Raw genomic sequence first — 18239 nt, 5'->3', positions numbered from 1 at the left:
CAGATATGATCTAGTGTATAACAGAGGCATACGGTAAAGCCTGACGATATTTGCTAACATTCATTTAATGCTATAATGAAATTTGATGTGGAAAGGGGAGCATTATGAAGACATTAGTATTGGCGGAGAAGCCGTCTGTTGCACGCGAGATTGCACGGGTCATGGGATGTAATAATAAACAGAAGAGTTATATTGAAGGTCCAAAATATGTGGTTACCTGGGCGCTGGGTCATTTGGTCGGCCTGGCAGAACCAGAGGATTATAATAAAAAGTTTGCAACTTGGGCCTTGGAGGATCTGCCGATTTTGCCGGAGAAGACCAAGCTGAAGGTGCTGCGGGAGACCAACCAGCAATACAAAGCTGTCCAGCATCTAATGAAGCGTCAGGACATTGAGGAGCTTATTGTTGCTACAGATGCTGCCCGTGAAGGGGAGCTGCTGGCTCGTTGGATTATGAATATGGCAGGGTGGAAAAAGCCATTCCGGCGGTTATGGATATCCTCGCAGACTGATAAGGCAATTAAAGAGGGATTTGCAAAACTCCGTCCGGGCCGGGAATTTGATCGGTTGTATGAATCTGCACGTTGCCGCGCAGAGGCGGATTGGATGATTGGACTGAATGTCACAAGAGCTTTGACCTGTAAGTTCGGTTCGCCGCTCTCAGCAGGACGGGTACAAACGCCGACATTAGGGATGATCATAGATCGTGAACAGGAGATTACGGGTTTCCGTTCCGTCGATTTTGAGACGCTGACTGCTGATTTTGGGGATTTCCAAGCGGCATGGCGGGCCAGTAACGGTGATGGTCGAATATTCGAAAAGGATAAGACAGCCAGCTTAAAGGATAAGCTTACAGGACGCAGCGGCCGTATTATTAAGGTACAGAAGAGTGAGAAAAGTGAACCTCATCCACTGGCTTATGATCTGACTGAACTGCAGCGTGATGCGAACCGGAAGTTCGGCTTCTCCGCGAAGCAGACCTCCAGTGTGCTGCAGCGGTTATATGAGCAGCATAAACTTGTCACATACCCGCGTACGGATAGTCGTTACTTAACTTCAGATATGACGGGCACACTCAAGGAAAGACTGGATAGTGTTGCGGTCGGTCCATATGCAGCGTTAGCACGTCCATTGCTGCGCAAGCAGCTGCCGATTACGAAGCGAATCGTGGATGACAGTAAAGTCAGTGATCACCACGCTATTATTCCTACAGAACAGACCGTATTGTTAAATGGTCTGAGTACTGAAGAACGTAAGTTGTATGATCTGATTGTGCGGCGTTTTATAAGCTTGTTCTATCCGCCAGCTCGTTATGATGCGGTAGCTGTAACCGTCAATGTGGAAGGCGAAAGCTTCCATGTCAAAGGGACGACAGTAAAAGATGCCGGCTGGCGCGAAGTATACGGCGGAGATATGAGTAGTGATGACGAGGAGGAATCTGCGGACGAGCCGGCAGCGGGCAGTGTAAAGCTGCCTGAGCTGCGCGAAGGGGCTGCTGTCACGATTGGCCGCTGTATGGTGCGTGCTGGCCGAACACAGCCACCGAAGCGTTATAATGAAGCTTCGCTGTTGACGCAAATGGAGAAGCACGGCCTCGGAACCCCAGCTACACGCGCGGATATTATTGAGAAGCTGGTAAGCTCTGATACGATTGAGCGGCAAGGTAATCTCCTGCATCCGACAGGAAAAGGTAAGCAGTTAATCGAGCTGGTATCCACTCAGCTACGAACCCCGGATCTAACCGCACGTTGGGAAGCTGAGCTGGAGAAAATAGCGCGTGGTCAAGGCAAACCGGAGCTCTTTTTACAAGGTATCCGCAGTATGGCACAGGAATTGGTAACAGGTGTGAAAACTAGCGGAGCAGAATATAAGCCGCATAATGTCTCTAACAGCCACTGTCCGGAATGCGGTACAAGACTGCTCGAGAAGAAGAGCAAACGAGGGAAGCTGCTGGTGTGTCCTGCAGATAACTGTGGTTACACCCGTGCAGGTGAGAAAAGACTATCGAATCGCCGCTGCCCACAGTGCCATAAGAAAATGGAGCTTAAAGAGGGTAAAGCAGGCATGTTCGTACAATGTCTAGGCTGTGGAATCACAGAGACCTTAGATAAGGATCACAAGCATGTTAATAAACGTGAACAGCAAAAGCTGGTGCAGCAATACAGTAAGCAGGAAAGCATTGGTTCTAACCTTGGGGAACTGCTGAAAGCAGCGCTTGAAGGACAAAAGAAGGATAAGTAGTAGGAATCATCGGATGGTTAGCTTCAATTAAAACGAATGATTAGAATAATGATGGCTGCTGAGTGTGCTCAGTAGTCTTTTTTCTATCCTAGTAAGTTTATGTGGTCTACGGATAGGCTTTGAATTAGAATGGAAAGCAAATGAGTGGAGCAGGTGATTAGGTGGCAGCTGAGCAGCAGGCGGCGAATCCGTTGAAAGCGGCAGATCGCCCACAGGGGCAAGGAAGCAGCAGGTTTTTCTTTTTGGTTATTGTATTTATGTTTTGGTTCTCTTCTTATATTTATGTGCCGGTGCTTTCACCATATGTTGAGCATTTGGGAGCATCGTATTTTATGGTGGGCATGGTGCTTGGGATATATGGGTTAATGCAGATTCTATTCCGTATACCCATTGGCATCGGTTCAGATTATTTAAATAGGCGGCGGCCGTTTATCTATCTGGGATTAATTGCGAGTGGAGTCAGCTGTTTTCTTTTTATGTGGGGAGCACAGCCGGGTTGGGCGTTGGCAGCACGTGCGGTATCCGGGATAGCAGCATCGGCATGGGTTGTGTACTCTGTGATGTTTGCAGGTTATTTTCCAAAAGAGGAAGCTGGAAAAGCGATGGGCATGCTGCAATTCACTACAGTAATCGCCCAATTGACCAGCATGATGATCAGCGGCTATATGGTAGAGCATTGGGGCTGGAATGCCCCCTTCCTGATTGGTGGAATTGTAGCTATTGCGGCACTAATACTTGCGCTTCGGTTACCGGAACAAAAGCAGGAAAAACGGCAAAATGCCATACAGATCAAGGAACTGGCTGGTGTCGTAAAGGAACCTTTGCTGGTAAAAGTATCACTGTTGTCTGTGCTGGCACACTGTGTGCTATTTATAACAATGTTCGGATATACTCCGAACCAGGCGCTGAATATCGGAGCAAGCAAAGAAAGCTTGGGCTGGCTAACACTCGCTTTTATGATTCCGCATGCCATCGCAACGCTCTACGGCTCACGTCTGTTTGGAGGGCTGCTGGGTGATAGAGGGAAGCTTATGCTAGGCTTTGCGGGAAGCGCACTGTTTACGCTGCTCATTCCTTCTATGCCGACGTTAGCGGCGCTTTGTCTGACTCAGGTGGGGAATGGTTTTATGCAGGGACTTATTTTTCCGCTGCTGTTGAGTAAATCCGTATCAGAAATAGATCCTTTTAAACGGGCTACAGCTATGGGTTTCTATCAGGCCGTTTATGCGATAGGGATGTCAGCAGGGCCATTCGTAGCAGGTTGGATGAGCTCTGTATATGGCTTGACCGGAGGATTCTGGTTAGGTGGGATTGCGGCGGCGTTGGCTACAATTTTATCCTGGGTATGGATGAAGGATACGAAGCAGAAGCAGCTAAAAGCAACTTAACAGACTTGGCAGAGCGTGTAAGGATGATTGGTTTTTTGTGCAAAAGAGGAATATAATAGAGATAGGAAGCAAGGAGGAGGAGCCCGGGAGAATGGTCAAGGTTGTAATGTTGTGGTTTGTGGTAATTAATATAATCGGGTATGTAGTGATGTCCGAGGACAAGAACAAAGCCCGCAAAAGGCGAGAACGTGTACCTGAGAAAACACTTTTTCTGCTGGCAGCCATGGGCGGCGCACTAGGTGTGCTGATTGCCATGTACCGTAAGCGCCACAAGACGCGTCATACATCCTTCAGGATCGGAATTCCGCTTCTGCTGCTGCTGAATATCTTTTTGTACAGCTATTTTTTAAGATAATAGTCTTTAGGATTACAAACTAGAAAAAGAGGTGGCGTACATGTTATTCTCTAAAATTTTGCTAGCCTATGACGGTTCAAAGGCTTCTAATCAAGCATTGGAGCGCGCAATTGAACTCGCTAAAGTCACACCAGGTTCTATATTGCATGTCGTACACGCATTTGAATTCCCAAGATTTTTTATCGGAGAAGCTCTTGCACCACTACCAGCTTCAGTAAATAAAGAATATTATGATTTGGCAGTGCAGACAACCGAGGAAGTGAAGGGACGCCTTGAGGCTGAAGGCCTGAATGCTGAGGTTGAGCTTTTACAAGGATCTCCTGCGGAAGTGATTTTGAAATATGCTAAGGAAAATGCTATAGACATCATAGTTATCGGCAGCCGCGGGCTTGGCGGTATACGTGAATTTGTTCTGGGCAGTGTCAGCCATAATGTAGTACAAAGCGCTCGTATTCCAGTGCTGGTTGTAAAATAATATAGAGTTCAAAGGGACGCTGATAGCGTTCCTTTTTTTCAATTTAAGGCTGTACAGGTCTTAATCTGGAGCTTAAACACCATAGAGCGCTAGAGGTAGGAGCGTACGGAAAGAAGTACTTCTTCACAAAATATAAGGTTATTGAGAATTTAAATTCGCCCAAAAGCGAACATTTATTATGGTGATTTTACCAATGTTCGTGTTTGAGTTGACATCATGTGTAGGGGATTGTTAAACTGATGTCATGAAGAGCTCGTATAAAACCGGGAATATGGCCCGGAAGTTTCTACCCGGGAACCGTAAATTACCGGACTACGAGGAAATAGGATGCTAGAATGCGATAATGCAGTCCAGATAATGGAGTGATGCATTGTGCAGCTTTCCGCGCTTAATGCCAGTTTGGTGAGAGGCAAGCGGGAGTGTTTTTTCCTAATTCCTTTACTAGTCCGATCCTCCCGCAGCAAAATGCGTCTGGACATCGGGCTTTTTTAATATAAGGAATAAGTTACACATAATACATCAACCTTATATTATTAAGGAAAACGATAGTCATCCCTGAAGGACGAGAATGTAGTCTCTGCTTGTTCGGATTTACAAGATAAAGATATCTCATACTAGTGATTGGAAGGTAGGTCGAATCATGTCTGTGCAGGTAGCTGTCATCATGGGTAGTAAGTCGGATTGGGATACGATGGAGCACGCTTGTGGGGTGCTGGAAGAGCTGGGTTTGTCTTATGAGAAGAAGGTAGTATCCGCGCACCGTACACCGGACTTGATGTTCCGCTATGCGGAGGAAGCCGCTGGCCGCGGCATTCGCGTGATTATTGCAGGAGCAGGCGGCGCCGCGCATTTGCCGGGTATGGTGGCTGCAAAGACGATCCTGCCAGTGATTGGTGTGCCCGTGCAGTCGAAAGCACTTAATGGGCTGGATTCGCTGCTCTCCATCGTGCAGATGCCTGGAGGCATACCGGTAGCAACGGTAGCTATTGGTAAGGCAGGCGCTGTAAATGCAGGCCTGCTGGCCGCACAGATCATCGGAGCGTTCGACCCCGAAGTGCAGCAGCGTGTGCAGCTGCGTCGGGATGCGATCCGCGATGAAGTATTGGAAAGCAGCGACAGCTTATGAGGCCGGAGGAGCTGAAGCTGCAGGAGGCTGGCGGCGCAGCTTCGCCAGCCGCACAAGCGTCCGGTGCGGACACCGTCCGGACGCTGCTGCCCGGCTCGACCGTCGGCGTGCTCGGCGGCGGGCAGCTCGGGCGCATGATGGCGCTGGCCGGCAGCGCCATGGGGTACCGCTTCGTGGCGCTGGATCCTGCGCCGGATGCGCCTAGCGGTCAAGTTACGCCGCAGATTACGGCGGTGTATAACGACCGGGACGCGGCGCGGGAGCTGGCCCGCCGCGCGGACGTCATCACGTACGAGTTCGAGAACGTCGATGCGGGCGTAGCCGCGCTGCTGGCGGAGGAATCGTACGTGCCGCAGGGCAGCGCGCTGCTGTATACCACGCAGCATCGGCTGCGCGAAAAATCCGCCATCGAGGCGGCGGGCGTTCCGGTCGCCCCGTACCGGAAGGTGGACAGCCTTGCGGAGCTAAAACAGGCGGCGGCTGAACTTGGACTACCTTGTGTGCTCAAGACAGCCACAGGCGGTTATGACGGCAAGGGTCAAGCTGTGATTCGTCAGGAAGAAGAGCTGGAAGAAGCTTTCCGGCAGGTTGCACCCGGTGAGGTGATTCCGGAGCTGGTGCTTGAGAAGTTTGTAGCTTTTCAATGCGAAATATCCGTTGTTGCTGCACGTAGTGCATCTGGGGAGGTCAAAAGCTTCCCGCCTTCTGAGAACATTCATGTAAACAATATTTTGCATCTGTCCATTGTGCCTGCAAGAGTGTCAGCGGACATTCAGCGCAGAGCTTGCGAGCTGGCTGAGACTTTAATCGCAGGGCTGAATGCGGTTGGACTGCTTGCCGTGGAAATGTTCGTCACAGCGGACGGTGAATTGTTCGTCAATGAGCTGGCACCAAGACCGCATAATTCCGGCCATTACACCATGGATGCTTGCGTGACCTCACAGTTCGAGCAGCATGTCCGGGCGATTTGTAATCTGCCGCTGGGTGATACAACGCTTTTGACACCTGTAGTTATGGTAAATGTATTAGGTCAGCATTTGGATGGTGCGATTAAAGCGACCTGTACACATGAGGAAAAAGATAATAAGCTGGGTATTGTACCTAAGCTTCATATATATGGCAAGACTGAGAGTAAGACTGGTCGTAAGATGGGTCATATCAATCTGCTGTGCAAGGATACCGGAGACGGCTTATCCTGGGTGGAGCAATCTAAACTTTGGAGGAACTAAAGAATATGATCGAACGTTACAGCAGACCCGAGATGCGGGCCATTTGGACTGAGGAGAATAAATTCAAAGCGTGGCTGGAAGTGGAAATATGCGCTTGTGAAGCATGGGCGGAGCTGGGAGTAATCCCACACGAAGACGCTGCTAAGCTGCGTAAGGATGCTAAATTCGACATCGCACGTATTGATGAAATCGAACAGGAAACACGTCATGACGTAATCGCCTTTACACGTGCGGTTTCCGAAAGCCTTGGCGCAGAACGCAAATGGGTACACTACGGCCTTACTTCCACAGATGTGGTGGATACAGCACTGGGTTACTTGCTGCGTCAAGCGAATGAGATTCTAGAGAAGGATATTATTAACTTTATTGAGATCCTTAAAGATAAAGCTATTGCTTATAAAGATACACCGATGATGGGCCGTACACATGGGGTTCATGCTGAGCCAACTACTTTTGGTCTGAAAATGGCATTGTGGTACGAAGAAATGAAACGTAACCTGGAGCGTTTCCGCCATGCAGCGAACGGTGTGCAATTTGGCAAAATCTCCGGAGCCGTTGGTACGTATGCCAACATCGATCCATTCGTAGAAGAATTTGTCTGCCGTAAGCTGGGTACAAGCCCTGCACCGATCTCGACACAAACTCTACAGCGCGACCGTCACGCTGAATATATGGCAGCTCTTGCTCTGGTAGCAACCTCGCTAGACAAATTCGCTACCGAAATCCGCGCTCTGCAAAAGAGTGAGATTCGCGAAGTAGAAGAAGCTTTTGCCAAAGGTCAAAAGGGTTCATCTGCTATGCCGCATAAACGGAATCCTATTGGCTGCGAGAATATTTCCGGTCTGTCCCGCGTGATTCGCGGACATATGGTTACAGCTTACGAGAACGTGCCGCTCTGGCATGAACGCGATATCTCGCACTCTTCAGTGGAGCGTATCATCCTTCCGGATGCAACAATGCTATTGAACTACATGCTGAACCGTTTCGGAAACATCGTGAAGAACCTGACTGTATTCCCAGAGAATATGAAGCGTAACATGAACCGTACCTTCGGCGTTCCTTTCTCTGGCCGGATCTTAACCAAGCTGATTGATAAAGGCTTCAGCCGCGAGCAAGCGTACGATACCGTTCAACCACGTGCGATGCAAGCTTGGGAAGAGCAAAAGCAGTTCCGTGATATCGTGGAAGCTACACCTGAAATCACTAATGTCCTCACCCCAGAAGAGATTGAAGATGCATTTAACCCTTCTTGGCACCTTAAGCATGTGGATACCATCTTCCGCAAGCTAGAACTTATCTAAGAAAGATAAGTTAGTGGTGAACTAAGGAGCTAGGAATAGTACGAGCGGTTAAGGTTGTGCAGAATTGAAATGCAACTGGTCGATAAGGAACGGAGAGAAATTTTGGAACTGTAGAAGCGTTAGCGTTCGCCTTTATCCTCGGATTTCTACCACGGGCAGTGGTTCAAATCAGGAAATCTGAGGATAACAGCGATCGGAAGTCCAAACATTCCTCGGAGTTACGCCTTTGAGACTCTAAAAAAGATAAGTTAGTGGTGAACTAAGGAACGCTGTAATAAATGCAAAGCTGGATGGGGGAGCACTGTAGAGGAAGTTTGGAACTGTAGAAGCGTAGCGTTCGCCTTTATCCTCGGATTTCTACCGCGAGAAGCGGTTCAAATCAAGAAATCTGAGGATAACAGCGATCGGAAGTCCAAACATTCCTCGGAAGTGCTTCCTCCTAGACCAGCCCAACTTAGGAAGATCATTAGTTCAAGGGAGGAAAGGTCATGACATCATCGGCCGTATCCACAGCCGTGGAACTCATCAATGCGCCGCTGCTCTACAAAGGGAAGGTTCGTGAGCTATACGATTTAGGGGAAAATGTACTGATCGTAGTTACGGATCGGATATCTGCTTTTGACTATGTGCTGGACCCGGCGGTCCCTGAAAAGGGCAATGTGCTTAACCGTCTGAGTGCGTTCTGGTTCGGACAGACTAAAGAGCTGATGGAGAATCATGTCGTTCATATCGATGTGGATCTGCTCGGCGACGTAGTTAAGGACAAAGAGGCTCTCAGAAACCGTGTCATGGTGGTACGCAAAGCGGAGCGTATTGATATCGAATGCGTAGTGCGTGGATGCATCACTGGCGGCGGCTGGAGACAGTATCAAGAAACCGGCAAGGTAAATGGTATTGAACTTCCTGCTAACCTCCGCAAAAACGCGCTGCTGGCAGAACCGATTTTTACTCCTGCGGCTAAAAATGATGTAGGTCACGATGAGGATATTCCGTTTGAGAAAATGCAGGAATTAATCGGAGCTGATCTGGCGCTTGAGCTGCAGGAAAAGAGCTTAAAGCTGTTCGCTTTTGCTAGAGAGTATTGTGCTGAGCGTGGGATCATTCTTGCGGACTGCAAATTCGAATTCGGCTTGTTGGACGGTAAGGTGATTCTGATCGATGAGATTTTTACACCGGATGCTTCCCGCTTCTGGGCTAAGGATAAATACGCGCTTGATATTGAAATTGATAGTATGGATAAAGAGCCTGTTCGTACGTATCTATCTGCATCTTCCTGGGACAAGAATAGTAAACCTGATCCGCTCCCACTGGAAGTAGTAGAAGAAACTACACGGCGTTATCTGGACATTTATCATCGTCTTACTGGCAAGTCTTTATAGTTCAACATAGTGTGTGCACTCATGGGAATAAATTCAGTATATATTTTTGAAGCTAAATGTACTCATTGTAGAATTTCAGTTTCAGAGGGTATGCTCATTAAAATTTAGGAGGAACTACAAGCATATGTTAAAAGCGACGGTATATGTCACCATAAAGAAAAGCGTTCTTGATCCACAAGGGGTAGCAGTACAAGGAGCACTTCATTCGGTAGGCTTCCAAGAAGTTGAAAGCTTGCGTATCGGGAAATATATGGAGCTGACTTTGGATACGGATAACCGTGCTGAAGCGGAAGTGCGTCTCAAGGAAATGTGCGAAAAGCTACTTGCCAACACGGTGATCGAGGATTACCGCTACGAATTGGAGGACTAAACGACATGAAATTTGCTGTACTTGTCTTCCCAGGCTCCAACTGTGATATTGATTGCTACAAGGCGGTAGAGGACAGTCTCGGCGAACCAGTCGATTATGTGTGGCATACAGCGACGGATTTGTCGGCGTATGATTGCATTTTGGTTCCAGGCGGATTCTCATATGGTGATTACCTGCGCTGTGGCGCGATTTCGAGATTTGCTCCTGTTATGGCGGAAGTTGCTAAAGCAGCAGAGCAAGGGAAATACGTGCTAGGCATTTGCAATGGGTTCCAAATTCTTACTGAGGCTGGTTTGCTGCCAGGTGCGCTTCGCCGCAACATGTCGATGAAGTTCCGCTGTCACGATACAGTGCTTAAGGTTGTTAATAATGAAACCCCATTTACTATTGACTATGCTAAAGATGAAGAAATCATCATCCCAATCGCACACGGTGAAGGAAACTACTACTGTGATGACGAGACTTTGGCAGAGCTGAAAGCTAACAATCAGATCGTGTTTACCTATAGCGATAATCCTAACGGCTCCGTAGCCGATATTGCGGGTGTTAGTAACGTACAAGGGAATGTGGTTGGCATGATGCCTCACCCTGAGCGCGCGGCTAATAGTTTACTTGGTTCAGAAGACGGCAAAAGAATGTTTACATCCATACTGAAGACTTGGAGGGATCGTCATGACGCAGCAAGTATCCGTTAAGGAACCGACCGCAGAACAGATTGCGGAGCAGAAAATTTACAGCCAGTTCGGTGTGTCGGACAGCGAATATGAGCTGATCAAGTCTTTTATGGGACGTTTGCCGAACTACACTGAAATCGGCGTATTCAGCGTAATGTGGTCCGAGCACTGTGCCTATAAGAACTCCAAACCCCTCCTGAAACGTTTCCCAATTTCCGGACCACGTGTCCTGATGGGACCTGGCGAGGGTGCAGGGATTGTAGATATCGGTGACAACCAAGCGGTTGTTTTCAAAATCGAAAGTCATAACCACCCTTCAGCGGTAGAACCTTTCCAAGGTGCGGCAACGGGTGTCGGCGGGATTATTCGTGATATTTTCTCCATGGGCTCCAGACCTATCGCAATCCTCAATTCACTACGTTTCGGGAAGCTGGAAAGTGATCGAGTGAAGTATTTGTTCGAACATGTAGTGTCTGGTATTGCTGGTTATGGTAACTGTATCGGGATTCCAACGGTTGGCGGCGAAATCATGTTTGATGATAGCTATGACGGCAATCCGCTAGTTAACGCAATGTGTGTGGGTCTGATCGATCATGACAAAATCCAACGTGGTGTAGCTAAGGGTGTAGGCAACCCTGTCTTCTATGTAGGCCCTCCTACAGGACGTGATGGAATTCATGGTGCTACTTTTGCATCGGTAGAGCTTAGTGAGGAATCAGAAGCTAAACGTACCGCAGTACAAGTCGGCGATCCATTTATGGAAAAGCTCGTTATGGAATCTTGTCTAGAACTGATCGACAGCGGCATCGTTATCGGGATTCAGGATATGGGTGCAGCTGGCCTTACATGCTCTAGTGCGGAGATGGCAAGTAAAGCAGGCAACGGTCTGGAGCTGTATCTTGATCAGGTGCCACAACGTGAAGAGGGCATGACGCCTTACGAAATGATGCTTTCAGAATCACAAGAACGGATGTTGTTCGTCGTTGAGCCGAAGGATGAGGCCCAGGCACAAGAGATTTTTGACCGCTGGGGTGTTATCTGCTGTAAAGTCGGTAAAGTTACGGATGATGGCCGCTTGAAATTGTATCATCACGGCGAGGTTGTTGGTGACATGCCAGTAACGGCGCTCGTGGATGAGTGTCCAGTATATAACAAACCTTCTGAGGTTCCTGCTTATTATATTGCGAATGAAAAGGTAGATACCCTTCGTTATGAGGAAGTTACGGATCTGGGCGGTGCATTGCGTACAGTACTTGGATCACCAACCGTAGCAAGTAAAGCATGGGTATACAATCAATACGATTACATGGTGCGGACGAGCACAGCTGTACGTCCTGGATCTGACGCGGCTGTAGTTACCATTCATGGTACTCGTAAAGGACTTGCGATGACTACAGACTGTAATGGCCGTTATGTTCATCTTGATCCTGAAGTGGGCGGACGTATTGCAGTCAGCGAAGCGGCACGTAACATCGTTTGTTCCGGTGCTGAACCGCTGGCCATCACGGATAATCTGAACTTCGGAAATCCTGAGAAGCCTGATGTGTTCTGGCAAATGGAGCGTGCGGTTGATGGTATGGCTGAAGCATGTCGTGTGCTGGATACTCCGGTTATCGGTGGTAATGTCAGTCTTTATAACGAAAATACTACGGGTTCCATCTATCCAACGCCGGTTGTCGGCATGGTTGGTTTAGTAGCGGACACGGATCATATTACGACTCAAGGGTTCAAGCAAGAAGGAGATTCTATTCTTCTGCTGGGAGTGACCAAGGCTGAGCTGGGCGGCAGTGAATTCCAATATGCTGTTCATGGTGTGACCGAGGGTCGTCCTCCGGCTTTGGATTTGGCTACTGAGAAAAAACTGCTGAACGCAGTCCTTACCTCAATTCGTGGCGGTCTGGTTCGTTCCGCACATGACTTGTCCGAAGGTGGACTTGCCGTAGCGCTTGCAGAGAGCTGTATCAGCGGCGGAATCGGAGCGAACGTTGAGCTTTCAGCTAACGCTCTTAGATCTGATGTAGCATTGTTCAGCGAAAGCCAATCACGCATTGTGCTGACAGCAGCTCCTGAACGTGCGGAAGAGCTGAAAGCAGCGATTGCAGCCAGCGGTGTTCCAGTGGAGATCATCGGAACTGTAGGTGGAGACAGACTGCGCGTAAATCTGGACGGTGTGTCCGCACTAGATGAAGCTGTAGCAGAATTGAAATTCGTTTGGGAGGATGCTATTCCATGTCTTATGAAATAAAGACCGGGAAAGAGCAGGAGACTCCTATCCTGTGGACTGGTGACTTTTACAATGAAGGAACGGGCTCGGGAGATATTTTTGACACATTAAAAGAAGAATGCGGCGTTTTCGGGGTCTTCGGACACCCGGAAGCGGCGTCCATGTCTTATTACGGCTTACACGCCTTACAACACCGTGGAGAAGAAAGTGCGGGAATCTGCGTAGCAGACGGTCGCGATTTCAACTATCACCGCGGGATGGGGTTAGTAAAAGAAGTATTCGACAAGGACAAAATTGCCTCATTGGTTGGAGACATGTCCATTGGGCATGTACGTTATTCCACTAGTGGAGACAGCCGTTTAACCAATGCGCAGCCGCTGGTATTTAAATATCGTGACGGCGATTTGGCAATTGCTACGAACGGCAACATAGTAAATGAACCGTTGATCCGCAAACAGCTGGAGCAAAGCGGATCGATCTTTCAAACTACGAGTGATACAGAAGTGCTGGCGCATCTGATTGCCCGTTCGCCAAAGGATTTTGTTGAAGCGGCAAAAGATGCGCTGCAGCAGCTCGTTGGCGGGTTTGCTTTTCTGCTTATGACAAATGATAAGTTAATTGTCGCTTCAGATTCCCATGGCTTGCGTCCGCTAGTGATGGGACGGATTGGTGAAGCTTATATTTTTGCTTCCGAGTCCTGCGCATTAGAGGTCATTGGGGCACAGCTGGTTCGAGATATTGAGCCGGGCGAACTGCTTGTCCTCGACAAAAACGGCCTCTTAGAGGACCGTTTTACCGAACCCAAACGTAAAGCGCTGTGCGCGATGGAGTATATTTACTTCTCACGCCCAGACAGTGATATGAACGGCTCTAACCTGCACTCCGCCCGTAAGCGGATGGGTAGCCGCATGGCACTGGAAGCTTTTGTCGATGCTGATCTCGTAACCGGTGTGCCGGATTCCAGTATTTCAGCAGCCATCGGGTATGCCGAGCAAACGGGAATTCCTTATGAGCTTGGGCTCATTAAGAATAAGTACACTGGACGGACCTTCATCCAGCCGAGCCAAGAACTGCGTGAGCAAGGTGTGAAGATGAAGCTGAGCGCCGTGCGCAGCGTAGTTGATGGCAAACGTGTCGTTATGATCGATGATTCTATCGTTCGTGGCACGACCTCACGCCGAATCGTCAATCTGCTTAGGGAAGCGGGAGCTGTTGAAGTGCATGTGCGGATTACTTCGCCACCGTTCAAGAATCCTTGCTTCTACGGCATTGATACACCAGACCGCCGCGACCTCATCGCGTCCTACAAGACCATTGAGGAAATGTGCGAAGAGATCAACGCCGATTCCTTGGCATTTTTGTCGCCGGAAGGCTTAATCTCTTCCATTGGTGGACACAACAAAGACGACTACAAAGGCGGACTTTGCCTTTCTTGCTTTGATAATGATTACCCGACGCAGGTGGATTTTGGCGGGGCAGAGAAAGATGGCTGCTCGTGTTGACATCCCCCTAAGTCCCCCTTTCAAAGGGGGATTCCGAAGGGCTCTGCCCTCCGGCCACCCGAAAGCTCGGCGGTAGGAATTGGGTTATAACTTGCTAAGAAGACTTGGGTACGAGTGCTCGCTTTGTCCCTGTGTGCTGCGCACGGACGGGACACGCTTTACGGCGCTCCGCCCCCCCGCTGCATCCGCCGCCGGTACTGGCTTGCCAAGCTTCCCTCTGTTTGCTTCGCAAATACGAGGGCCGCTTGTCTCGCTTAAGAAGGTGCATGGCGCAGCTCATGCACCGAGGTCTTGAGGTCCGTGTGCAAGGCGCGCACTGCGGCTTGCAGTAGGGACAAACCGGTGGTTGGAGGGAGTTATGGAGAGGAAGTTTGGAACTGTAGAAGCGTAGCGTTCGCCTTTATGGTTGGATTTCTACCGCGAAGAGCGGTTCGAATCAGGAATCCAACCATAACAGCGATCGGAAGTCCAAACATTCCTCGCAGTAACTCCCCTACAATCACCCAAAAGCCGAATGCGCCCAAACGCGCTCTAAACTATTAAAAGATGAGGTGTCCAATAGTGTCGGAAGCTTATAAAAACGCCGGAGTGGATATTGCGGCTGGTAATGAAGCGGTAGAACGCATGAAAAAGCACGTAAAACGTACTTACCGTCCAGAAGTAATGACGGATCTTGGTGGGTTCGGAGCGCTGTTTGGCCTCAATAAAGATAAATATGAAGAGCCAGTGCTTGTATCGGGAACCGATGGTGTAGGCACAAAGCTCAAAATCGCGTTCGCGGCAGATCGCCATGACACGATTGGCATCGACGCTGTAGCTATGTGCGTGAACGACATTGTAGTGCAAGGCGCAGAGCCACTCTTTTTCCTCGACTATCTGGCTTGCGACAAAGTGGTGCCGGAGAAAATCGAGGCTATCGTAGCTGGAATCGCTGAAGGCTGTCACCAAGCGGGTTGTGCACTGATTGGCGGCGAAACGGCTGAGATGCCGGGTATGTATTCAGCAGGTGAATATGATATCGCTGGATTCACAGTGGGCGTAGCTGACAAAGCGAAGCTGGTAACAGGCGCTAACATCGCTGCTGGCGACACAGTGATTGGTCTGGCTTCCAGTGGTGTGCACAGCAATGGCTTCTCGCTGGTGCGTAAGCTTTTGCTTGAGCAAGAGGGTTATGGTCTGAATGACGTGCTTCCTGAGCTTGGCGCTCCGCTGGCGGATGTACTCCTTGCACCAACTAAGATTTATGTGAAGCCTTTGCTGGCACTGCTGGAGCAGCTTCCGGTAAAAGGTATGGCTCACATTACGGGTGGCGGATTTATCGAGAATATCCCACGCGTATTGCCTGATAATGTAGATGTGGAGATCAATTACGGATCGTGGCCGATTCTGCCAATCTTCGGATTGATGCAGGACAAAGGAAATGTAAGCAACCGTGATATGTTCACTACTTTTAATATGGGAGTTGGTCTTGTTCTCGTAGTTAGCGCTGCTGATGGAGAACGCGCTCTTGAACTGCTTAAAGCTAGCGGAGAAGAGGCGTATATCATTGGGAAAGTAACGGAAGGGGAACGCAAAGTAACCTTTACTGGAGCTGAAGTGTGATGCAATCAAGTCGAATCGCTGTTTTTGCTTCGGGGCAGGGCAGCAATTTTGCAGCACTGATCGAGGCACAGAAAGCAGGTTTGCTTGGAGACGGCAGGATTGAATTGCTTGTCTCGGACAAGCCGGAAGCGCCTGTAGCACAACGTGCGGAGGATGCGGGAATTCCCGCCCTCTTGCTGCGGCCAAAAGACTTCGCCAGCCGTGAGCTCTACGAAGCAGAGATTGTAGCAGAGCTTCAGCGGCGGGAAATCGGGCTGGTTGTGTTGGCAGGGTATATGCGCCTCATTACACCAGTGCTTTTAACGCCGTATGCGGGTCGGATTATTAACATTCACCCATCGCTGCTGCCTGCTTTTGCCGGAAAGGATGCGATCGGCCAAGCGCTGGATTATGGCGTGAAGCTGACGGGAGTCACTGTGCATTTTGTCGATGGAGGTATGGATACCGGGCCGGTTATTGCTCAGCGTAGCGTAGTTGTGTTGGATAACGACACGGCGGATTCATTGGCGGAACGGATTCATAAGGTTGAATATGAGTTGTATCCTGAAGTGGTGGGCGCTTTTGCCAGCGGGAAAGTGGAACTAAGTGGAAGAAAGACGATTATCCGCGAAAAGTAAGCCACACTGTAGACATTCGAAGTTTTGGATCGACATTTGGTGACAGGCGGAGAGATTTCAGGGTATTTCTCGGGAAATATTGCATAAGCGGCATTATGTGTCGTGTAGTAGGTAATAGAGTCAGATTCTTTCTTATAGTAATTTCCCAAGCTTTTAGATGTCATCACATTAAATCGCACGTACAACCCGAAGGAGGACTATTCAAAGTGAGTATCAAAAGAGCGCTAGTTAGCGTATCGGATAAACAAGGTATCGTGGATTTTTGCCGCGAGTTGTCTGCATTAGGCGTAGAGATTATTTCCACAGGTGGAACAAGCACGCTTTTGGCTAAGGAAGGTGTTCCAGTCATCGGTATTTCCGATGTTACAGGATTCCCGGAAATCATGGATGGACGTGTCAAAACCTTGCACCCGGCTGTACACAGCGGATTGCTAGCGGTTCGTGACAATGAGGAACACACGCGTCAAATGAAAGAGCTTGGTCTGGACTACATTGATCTGGTAGTAGTAAATCTGTATCCGTTCGCGGAAACCATTGCTAAACCGGATGTATCGTATGAAGAAGCCATCGAGAATATCGATATCGGCGGACCGACGATGCTGCGTTCTGCGGCGAAGAACCATGCTTTTGTAAGTGTAGTGGTAGATGCTAACGACTATGCTACAGTGCTTGAAGAGGTTCGCGCAGGTGGAGATACAACGCTGGAAACACGCAAACGTCTTGCGGCAAAAGTGTTCCGTCATACGGCGGCTTACGATGCCTTAATTTCCGATTATTTGGCTAATGTTACTGGCGAACCGCTTCCTGAGCGCTACACCGTGACTTATGAGAAAATTCAGGATCTGCGCTATGGCGAGAATCCGCATCAAAAAGCGGCTTTCTATCGCAAGCCTTTGGCTGCGGGGGATACTCTTACAGCAGCTGAGCAATTGCACGGCAAAGAATTATCCTACAACAATATCAACGATGCTAACGCAGCGCTGCAAATCGTGAAAGAATTTGAAGAACCTGCTGTCGTAGCCATTAAACATATGAATCCTTGTGGTGTAGGTGTCGGTGAAAGTGTATACGAAGCTTATCAAAAAGCTTACAACGCAGACCCAACCTCTATCTTTGGCGGAATTGTAGCCGCTAACCGGATTATCGATGCAGACACTGCTAATCTGCTGAAAGAGATTTTCCTCGAAATCGTATTGGCGCCAGGGTTTACGGATGAAGCACTGGAAATCCTTACGAAGAAAAAGAACCTGCGTTTGCTCAAAATCGGCAATCTTAGCACGGCTAGCGCGCGTAAGAGCAGCTTCGTAGTTACCTCTATTGATGGAGGAATGGTTGTACAGGAGAGCGATGTGCATTCTGTGAACCCGGATGATCTGCAAGTTGTTACGGACCGTAAGCCAACCGAAGAAGAATTGAAACAGCTGTTGTTCGGCTGGAAGGTAGTTAAGCATGTGAAATCTAATGCGATTGTATTAGCGGCGGATGATATGACAGTTGGCGTAGGTGCAGGGCAAATGAACCGCGTTGGCGCGGCAAAAATTGCGATTGAACAAGCTGGCGAGAAGTCCAAAGGATCAGTCCTTGCCTCTGACGCCTTCTTCCCAATGGGAGATACACTTGAAATGGCAGCCAAAGCAGGCATTACCGCAGTTATTCAGCCAGGCGGCTCCATTAAAGACGAAGAATCGATCAAGGTCGCGAATGAGTATGGAATTGCTATGGTCTTCACAGGCGTCCGTCATTTCAAACACTAGAAC

The 18239-nt window shown here is 49.0% G+C and carries 15 protein-coding genes and 1 riboswitch; all 15 genes read left to right on the top strand.

The annotated features are described in order from the left end of the window. The first annotated feature begins 104 nt into the window (after positions 1–104). The 15 genes from MKY14_RS24160 to purH all read left to right on the top strand — a co-directional run bounded on the left by MKY14_RS24160 (position 105) and on the right by purH (position 18236). Positions 105–2240, top strand: a complete 2136-nt coding sequence (locus MKY14_RS24160) for a DNA topoisomerase III (protein ID WP_076148053.1) — start codon at positions 105–107, stop codon at positions 2238–2240. Positions 2241–2401: 161 nt separating this feature from the next. Beyond that, on the top strand, positions 2402–3628 hold the full coding sequence (locus MKY14_RS24155; RefSeq protein WP_256719542.1) for an MFS transporter: 1227 nt from the start codon (positions 2402–2404) through the stop codon (positions 3626–3628). Positions 3629–3719: 91 nt separating this feature from the next. Next, the gene (locus MKY14_RS24150) at positions 3720–3983 is read left to right on the top strand and encodes a DUF1294 domain-containing protein (protein WP_036680925.1); all 264 of its coding nucleotides are present in this window, start codon (positions 3720–3722) and stop codon (positions 3981–3983) included. Between the two features lie 40 nt (positions 3984–4023). After that, a complete protein-coding gene (locus tag MKY14_RS24145) occupies positions 4024–4458 on the top strand; it encodes a universal stress protein (protein ID WP_036680923.1) in 435 nt (144 codons plus the stop codon). A gap of 233 nt (positions 4459–4691) precedes the next feature. After that, positions 4692–4793: riboswitch (purine riboswitch) on the top strand. Between the two features lie 305 nt (positions 4794–5098). Further along, entirely contained in the window at positions 5099–5584 is a 486-nt protein-coding gene (purE, locus tag MKY14_RS24140) for a 5-(carboxyamino)imidazole ribonucleotide mutase (protein ID WP_036680920.1), read from the top strand. Continuing rightward, entirely contained in the window at positions 5581–6813 is a 1233-nt protein-coding gene (gene purK / locus MKY14_RS24135; RefSeq protein ID WP_340977531.1) for a 5-(carboxyamino)imidazole ribonucleotide synthase, read from the top strand. The genes purE and purK overlap by 4 nt, the downstream gene beginning before the upstream one ends. A gap of 5 nt (positions 6814–6818) precedes the next feature. Continuing rightward, the gene (gene purB / locus MKY14_RS24130; RefSeq protein WP_036680917.1) at positions 6819–8114 is read left to right on the top strand and encodes an adenylosuccinate lyase; all 1296 of its coding nucleotides are present in this window, start codon (positions 6819–6821) and stop codon (positions 8112–8114) included. Between the two features lie 488 nt (positions 8115–8602). Then, positions 8603–9493 (top strand): phosphoribosylaminoimidazolesuccinocarboxamide synthase, encoded by an 891-nt coding sequence (locus tag MKY14_RS24125; RefSeq protein WP_076279486.1) that lies wholly within the window; start codon positions 8603–8605, stop codon positions 9491–9493. Positions 9494–9617: 124 nt separating this feature from the next. Further along, entirely contained in the window at positions 9618–9863 is a 246-nt protein-coding gene (gene purS / locus MKY14_RS24120; RefSeq protein ID WP_036680912.1) for a phosphoribosylformylglycinamidine synthase subunit PurS, read from the top strand. Positions 9864–9868: 5 nt separating this feature from the next. Further along, positions 9869–10558: a phosphoribosylformylglycinamidine synthase subunit PurQ gene (gene purQ, locus MKY14_RS24115; RefSeq protein WP_036680909.1), complete on the top strand. Its 690-nt coding sequence runs from the start codon at positions 9869–9871 to the stop codon at positions 10556–10558. Then, entirely contained in the window at positions 10536–12782 is a 2247-nt protein-coding gene (purL, locus tag MKY14_RS24110; RefSeq protein WP_076282750.1) for a phosphoribosylformylglycinamidine synthase subunit PurL, read from the top strand. The genes purQ and purL overlap by 23 nt, the downstream gene beginning before the upstream one ends. Then, the gene (gene purF, locus MKY14_RS24105; protein WP_036680905.1) at positions 12767–14263 is read left to right on the top strand and encodes an amidophosphoribosyltransferase; all 1497 of its coding nucleotides are present in this window, start codon (positions 12767–12769) and stop codon (positions 14261–14263) included. Before purL ends, purF begins: the two co-directional genes overlap by 16 nt. A gap of 561 nt (positions 14264–14824) precedes the next feature. Continuing rightward, a complete protein-coding gene (purM, locus tag MKY14_RS24100; protein ID WP_339281647.1) occupies positions 14825–15865 on the top strand; it encodes a phosphoribosylformylglycinamidine cyclo-ligase in 1041 nt (346 codons plus the stop codon). After that, complete coding sequence (purN, locus tag MKY14_RS24095; RefSeq protein WP_076128467.1) at positions 15865–16482, top strand: phosphoribosylglycinamide formyltransferase; 618 nt, start codon at positions 15865–15867, stop codon at positions 16480–16482. The genes purM and purN overlap by 1 nt, the downstream gene beginning before the upstream one ends. Positions 16483–16688: 206 nt before the next feature. Then, entirely contained in the window at positions 16689–18236 is a 1548-nt protein-coding gene (gene purH / locus MKY14_RS24090; protein ID WP_076279485.1) for a bifunctional phosphoribosylaminoimidazolecarboxamide formyltransferase/IMP cyclohydrolase, read from the top strand. The last annotated feature ends 3 nt before the right edge of the window (positions 18237–18239 follow it).

Origin of the sequence: Paenibacillus sp. FSL R5-0887 (assembly GCF_038002305.1) — a bacterium.
In the GTDB taxonomy this organism is placed as follows: domain Bacteria; phylum Bacillota; class Bacilli; order Paenibacillales; family Paenibacillaceae; genus Paenibacillus_AQ; species Paenibacillus_AQ odorifer.
This window is presented reverse-complemented; position numbering and strand designations above follow the sequence as displayed.

Excerpts from the sequence above, each read along its gene's own strand:
- MKY14_RS24125 (WP_076279486.1), top strand. The coding sequence starts at position 8,603 with ATGACATCATCGGCCGTATCCACAGCCGTGGAACTCATCAATGCGCCG.
- purK (WP_340977531.1), top strand. The coding sequence starts at position 5,581 with ATGAGGCCGGAGGAGCTGAAGCTGCAGGAGGCTGGCGGCGCAGCTTCG.
- purB (WP_036680917.1), top strand. The coding sequence starts at position 6,819 with ATGATCGAACGTTACAGCAGACCCGAGATGCGGGCCATTTGGACTGAG.
- MKY14_RS24145 (WP_036680923.1), top strand. The coding sequence starts at position 4,024 with ATGTTATTCTCTAAAATTTTGCTAGCCTATGACGGTTCAAAGGCTTCT.
- purS (WP_036680912.1), top strand. The coding sequence starts at position 9,618 with ATGTTAAAAGCGACGGTATATGTCACCATAAAGAAAAGCGTTCTTGAT.
- purN (WP_076128467.1), top strand. The coding sequence starts at position 15,865 with ATGCAATCAAGTCGAATCGCTGTTTTTGCTTCGGGGCAGGGCAGCAAT.
- purL (WP_076282750.1), top strand. The coding sequence starts at position 10,536 with ATGACGCAGCAAGTATCCGTTAAGGAACCGACCGCAGAACAGATTGCG.
- purQ (WP_036680909.1), top strand. The coding sequence starts at position 9,869 with ATGAAATTTGCTGTACTTGTCTTCCCAGGCTCCAACTGTGATATTGAT.
- purF (WP_036680905.1), top strand. The coding sequence starts at position 12,767 with ATGTCTTATGAAATAAAGACCGGGAAAGAGCAGGAGACTCCTATCCTG.
- purE (WP_036680920.1), top strand. The coding sequence starts at position 5,099 with ATGTCTGTGCAGGTAGCTGTCATCATGGGTAGTAAGTCGGATTGGGAT.
- MKY14_RS24160 (WP_076148053.1), top strand. The coding sequence starts at position 105 with ATGAAGACATTAGTATTGGCGGAGAAGCCGTCTGTTGCACGCGAGATT.
- MKY14_RS24150 (WP_036680925.1), top strand. The coding sequence starts at position 3,720 with ATGGTCAAGGTTGTAATGTTGTGGTTTGTGGTAATTAATATAATCGGG.